This window comes from Methylobacterium sp. WL18 (assembly GCF_008040015.1).
Taxonomy (GTDB): Bacteria; Pseudomonadota; Alphaproteobacteria; order Rhizobiales; family Beijerinckiaceae; genus Methylobacterium; species Methylobacterium mesophilicum.
In genome coordinates this window covers 1-5,573 of the sequence record NZ_VRVD01000300.1, presented here as the reverse complement: position 1 = coordinate 5,573, position 5,573 = coordinate 1, and the positions used below count along the sequence as shown (strand labels likewise).

Here is a 5,573-nt window from a genome sequence, read left to right as displayed (position 1 = left end):
GCGCAGTGAGCCCGGCCATGGTGCGCCTGCCATGAACCCGTCCCGCCTCTTCATCCTCCGTCCGGTCGCCACGACGCTGCTGATGCTGGCGATCCTGATCGTCGGCGGCGTCTCGTACCTGAACCTGCCGGTCTCGGCGCTGCCCGCCGTCGATTACCCGACGATCCAGGTCCAGACCTTCTATCCGGGCGCGAGCCCCGAGGTGATGACCTCCTCGGTCACGGCGCCGCTGGAGCGGCAGTTCGGCCAGCTCGCCAACCTCAACCAGATGACCTCGCAATCCTCGGCGGGCGCCTCGGTCATCACGCTGCAGTTCAACCTCGACCTGCCCCTCGACATCGCCGAGCAGCAGGTCCAGGCGGCGATCAACGCCGCCGGCAACCTTCTGCCCTCGGACCTGCCGGCGCCACCGATCTACGCCAAGGTCAACCCGGCCGACGCCCCGGTCCTGACCCTGGCCCTCACGTCGAAGACCCTGCCACTGACCCAGGTGCGCGACCTCGCGGAATCGCGGCTCGCCCAGAAGATCAGTCAGGTGGCCGGCGTCGGCCTGGTCAGCATCTCGGGAGGCCAGCGGCCGGCGATCCGGGTGCGGTTCAACGCCCGGGCGCTCGCCGCCTACGGGCTGAACATCGACGACCTGCGCACCACCATCACCAACCTCAACGTCAACACCCCCAAGGGCTCGATCGACGGGCCGAAGCAATCCTACGCGATCAACGCCAACGACCAGATCCGCGACCCGAAGGCCTACAACGCCGCGATCATCGCGTATCGCAACGGCGCCCCGGTGATGCTCTCGGAGGTCGCCGACGTGGTCGAGGGGCCGGAGAACACCAAGCTCGGGGCCTGGGCCGACACCACGCCCGCGGTGATCCTCAACATCCAGCGCCAGCCGGGCGCCAACGTCATCGCCACGGTCGACAAGATCAAGGCGCTGCTGCCGCAGATGCAGGCGAGCCTGCCGACCTCCGTCGCGGTGGCGCCGCTCACCGACCGTACCACCACGATCCGGGCCTCCGTGGAGGACGTGCAGTTTGAGCTGGGGCTGGCGATCGCGCTGGTCGTGCTGGTGATCTTCCTGTTCCTGCGCAGCCTGTCGGCGACGCTGATCCCGAGCCTGTCGGTGCCCCTGTCGCTGATCGGCGCCCTGTCGGTGATGGACCTGTACGGCTTCTCCCTCGACAACCTGTCGCTGATGGCCCTCACCATCGCCACCGGCTTCGTGGTCGACGACGCCATCGTGGTGATCGAGAACATCGCCCGCCACGTGGAGGCCGGCGATTCGCCCCTGGAAGCGTCCCTGAAGGGGTCGCGCGAGATCGGCTTCACCATCATCTCGCTCACCGTCTCGCTGATCGCGGTGCTGATCCCGCTGCTGTTCATGGGCGACGTGGTCGGGCGCCTGTTCCACGAATTCGCCATCACGCTGGCCGCCACCATCGTGATCTCCGCGGTCGTGTCGCTGACCCTGGTGCCGATGCTGTGCGCGCGCCTGCTCAAGCACGCGCCCGAGGCCAAGGTCCGCCGCCGCGAGGGCGTGTTCGCGCGCGCCGGCCGGCGCGCCATCGACGGTACGATCGCCGCCTACGGCCGCGCGCTCCGGGTGGTGCTGAACCATCAGGGCCTGACCCTGCTGGTGGCGCTCGGCACCCTGGTGCTGACCGTCTACCTGTTCGTGGTCATCCCCAAGGGGTTCTTCCCGGTCCAGGATACCGGGGTGATCCAGGGCATCACGCAGGCGGACCAGTCCGTCTCCTACGCGGCCATGGCCGAGCGCCAGCAGCGTATGGCTGCGCTGATCCTCAAGGACCCGGACGTCGCCAGCCTATCCTCGTTCATCGGGGTCGACGGCCAGAACGTCACGCTCAATTCCGGCCGGATGCTGATCAACCTCAAGCCGCGCGACCAGCGGACGGACTCGGCCGGCGCGATCATCCGGCGGATCACGGAGGCGGCCCGGGCCGAGCCCGGCATGCGCCTGTACATGCAGCCGGTCCAGGACCTGACCATCGACACCGCGGTCTCGGCGACCCAGTACCAGCTCATCCTCGAGACCCCGAACCTCAACGATTTCGAGACCTGGGTGCCGCGCTTCACCGAGGCCCTGGCGAAATCCCCCGTGGTCGCCGACGTGGCGAGCGACCACCAGGCGCAGGGGCTCGCCGCCTACGTCACCATCGACCGGCCCACCGCCGGCCGCTACGGCATCACCCCGGCGACCATCGACAACGCCCTCTACGACGCCTTCGGCCAGCGGATCATCTCGACCATCTTCACCCAGTCCAACCAGTACCGGGTGATCCTGGAGGCCAACCCGAACCTGCACACCACCCTGCGCAGCCTCGAGACGATCTACCTGCCATCCTCGACGGCGACCAACGGCCAGGTGCCGCTCTCCGCGGTGGCGCGGATCAGCGAGCGGCGGGCGCCCCTGCTGATCTCGCATCTCGGCCAGTTCCCCGCCACCACGGTGTCGTTCAACCTGGCCCCCGGGGCGGCCCTCGGGCAGGCGGTCGAGGCGATCGAGCAGGCCAAGGCCGCGATCGACCTGCCGCCCTCGTTCCGGGTGGTGCCGCAGGGCTCGGTCTTCGCCTTCCAGTCGGCGCTCAGCAACGAGCTGTTCCTGGTGCTCGCGGCGATCATCACCGTCTACATCGTGCTGGGCGTGCTCTACGAGAGCTTCATCCACCCGATCACGATCCTGTCGACGCTGCCCTCGGCCGGCATCGGGGCGCTGCTGGGCCTGATGCTGTTCGGGCTGTCCCTCGACATCATCGCGGTGATCGGCATCGTGCTCCTGATCGGCATCGTGAAGAAGAACGCGATCATGATGATCGACTTCGCGCTCCAGGCCGAGCGCGAGGACGGGCTCGATCCCCGGGAGGCGATCTTCCAGGCCTGCCTGCTGCGTTTCCGCCCGATCCTGATGACGACGCTGGCCGCCCTGTTCGCGGCTGTGCCGCTGATCCTCGGCACCGGCGTCGGCTCGGAGCTGCGCCAGCCGCTCGGCATCTGCATCGCCGGCGGCCTGATCGTCAGCCAGGTGCTGACCCTGTTCACGACCCCGGTGATTTATCTGGCCTTCGACCGGCTGGAGCGCCGGATCGCCGGACGGCGGGGGCCGGATGTCGCGGCCGGCGAGGCGCTCCCGTGAACATCTCCGAGCCGTTCATCCGCCGGCCGGTCGCGACCACGCTGCTCACGATCGGCGTGCTGCTCGCCGGCCTGTTCGCGTTCCTGAAGCTGCCGGTGGCGCCGCTGCCGCAGATCGACTTCCCCGTGATCCTGGTCCAGGCCCAGATGCCGGGCGGAAGCCCTGAAACCATGGCGACCACCGTGGCGGCGCCGCTCGAACGGCGGCTCGGCGCCATCGCGGACGTCAACGAGATGACGTCCACGAACTCGCTCGGCTCCACCCGGATCGTGCTGCTGTTCGGCCTGAACCGGGACATCGACGGCGCGGCGCGCGACGTCCAGGCGGCGATCAACGCGGCGCGCGCCGACCTGCCGGCCTCGCTCCGGCAGAACCCGACCTACCGCAAGTTCAACCCCGCCGACACGCCGATCATCATCCTCGGCATGACCTCGGACACGCTGACCCGCGGCCAGGTCTATGATTCGGCCGCCACCGTGGTGCAGCAGAAGCTGTCGCAGCTGCCCGGCGTCGGCAACGTCGATATCGGCGGCTCGTCCCTGCCGGCGGTGCGGGTGGAGCTCGATCCCACCGCCCTGTTCAACTACGGCATCGGCCTGGAGGGCATCCGGGCGGCGCTCGCCTCGGCCAACGCCAACTCGCCCAAGGGCGAGATCGACGCCGGGGGCCGGCGCTACCAGCTCTACGCCAACGACCAGGGCCGCAAGGCCGAGGATTACCGTGACATCATCGTGGCTTACCGCAACGGCGCGGCGGTGAAGCTCACGGATGTGGGCCAGGTGCTCGACGGCGTCGAGGACAAGCGCAACCTGGGCATCGTCAACGGCAAGGCCGGGGTGCTGCTGTTCGTCTACAAGCAGCCCGGCGCCAACGTGGTCGAGACCATCGACGCGGTGAAGAAGGCGCTGCCGCAGCTCACCGCGGCGCTGCCGGGCGGCATCGACATCAAGCTCACCGGCGACCGCAGCGCCACGATCCGGGCGTCGCTCGCGGCCACCGAGGAGACGCTGCTGGTGGCGGTCGGCCTCGTGATCCTGGTGGTGTTCGCCTTCCTGCGCTCCGGCCGGGCGACCCTGATCCCCGCGGTGGCGGTGCCGATCTCGATCATCGGCACCTTCTCGGCGATGTACCTGCTCGGCTACTCGCTCAATATCCTGTCGCTCACGGCCCTGATCATTGGCACCGGCTTCGTGGTCGACGACGCCATCGTGGTGCTGGAGAACGTCCAGCGCCACATCGAGGACGGCAAGCCTCGGATGGAGGCGGCGCTGATCGGCGCCCGGGAGGTCGGCTTCACGGTGATCTCGATGAGCCTGTCGCTCATCGCGGTGTTCCTGCCGATCCTGCTGATGGGTGGCCTGATCGGGCGGATCTTCCAGGAATTCTCCGTCACCCTGTCGCTGTCGATCCTGATTTCCTTGGTGTTGTCGCTGACCACGACGCCGATGATGTGCGCGCGGCTGCTGCGGCCGGAGGGGCACGGACGCGCGGCGGGACGCCGGCCGAACGTCCTGATCCGCGTCTTGGAGGGCGGCTTCTCCTGGCTGCTCGACGCCTATGCCCGGACTCTGTCGGTGGCGCTCGCCCATCCGCGGCTGGTGCTGCTGAGCCTGCTCGCCACCGTGGGGCTCAACGTCTACCTCTACATCATCGTGCCGAAGGGGTTCTTCCCCGAGCAGGATACCGGCCAGATGATGGGCGGCGTCCAGGCCGACCAGCGCATCTCGTTCCAGTCCATGGAGACCAAGCTCCGGCAGGCCACCACCATCGTGGGCGCGGATCCGGCGGTGGAGAGCGTCGTCGGCTTCACGGGCGGGCGCGGCACCAACTCGGCCAACGTGTTCATCGGGCTCAAGCCCATCGGCGAGCGGGCGCCGATCTCGGCCGTGATGGCGCGGCTCCGACCGAAGCTAGCCCAGGTCGCGGGCGCGCGCCTCTACGTCTTCCCGCGCCAGGACCTGCAGATGGGCGGCCGCCAGAGCTTCGCCCAGTATCAGTACACCCTCCAGGGCGACACCGCCGAGGAGCTGTTCGCCGCGGCCCCGAAGCTGGTCGCCGCCCTCCAGAAGGACCCGACCTTCGCGGACGTCACCTCCGATCAGCAGGAGGGGGGGCTGGAGACCCGGGTGGTGATCGACCGCGCCACCGCGTTCCGGTACGGCATCACCCCGAACAAGATCGACAACACCCTGTACGACGCCTTCGGCCAGCGCCAGGTCTCGACCATCTACAACCCCCTGAACCAGTACCACGTCGTGATGGAGATCGCCCCGCGCTACCTGGAATCCCCCGAGACGCTGAAGCAGATCTTCGTCTCGACCTCCGGGGGCAACGCGCCGGGCGCGGCCATCACCAACGCGGTGGCCGGCACCGTCGCGGCGGCGGGCGGCGTCAACACCAACGCGGCCACCGGCAC

Annotated in this window: 2 protein-coding genes; both read left to right on the top strand. The window is 68.8% G+C overall.

The genetic code is table 11. The features are described 5' to 3' along the window. The first annotated feature begins 31 nt into the window (after positions 1 to 31). The gene (locus tag FV228_RS18925; protein WP_147856034.1) at positions 32 to 3,157 is read left to right on the top strand and encodes an MdtB/MuxB family multidrug efflux RND transporter permease subunit; all 3,126 of its coding nucleotides are present in this window, start codon (positions 32 to 34) and stop codon (positions 3,155 to 3,157) included. After that, positions 3,154 to 5,573, top strand: a 2,420-nt coding sequence (locus FV228_RS18920; protein ID WP_147856033.1) for an efflux RND transporter permease subunit, incomplete at its 3' end; no start/stop codon positions are given. The genes FV228_RS18925 and FV228_RS18920, both read left to right, overlap by 4 nt.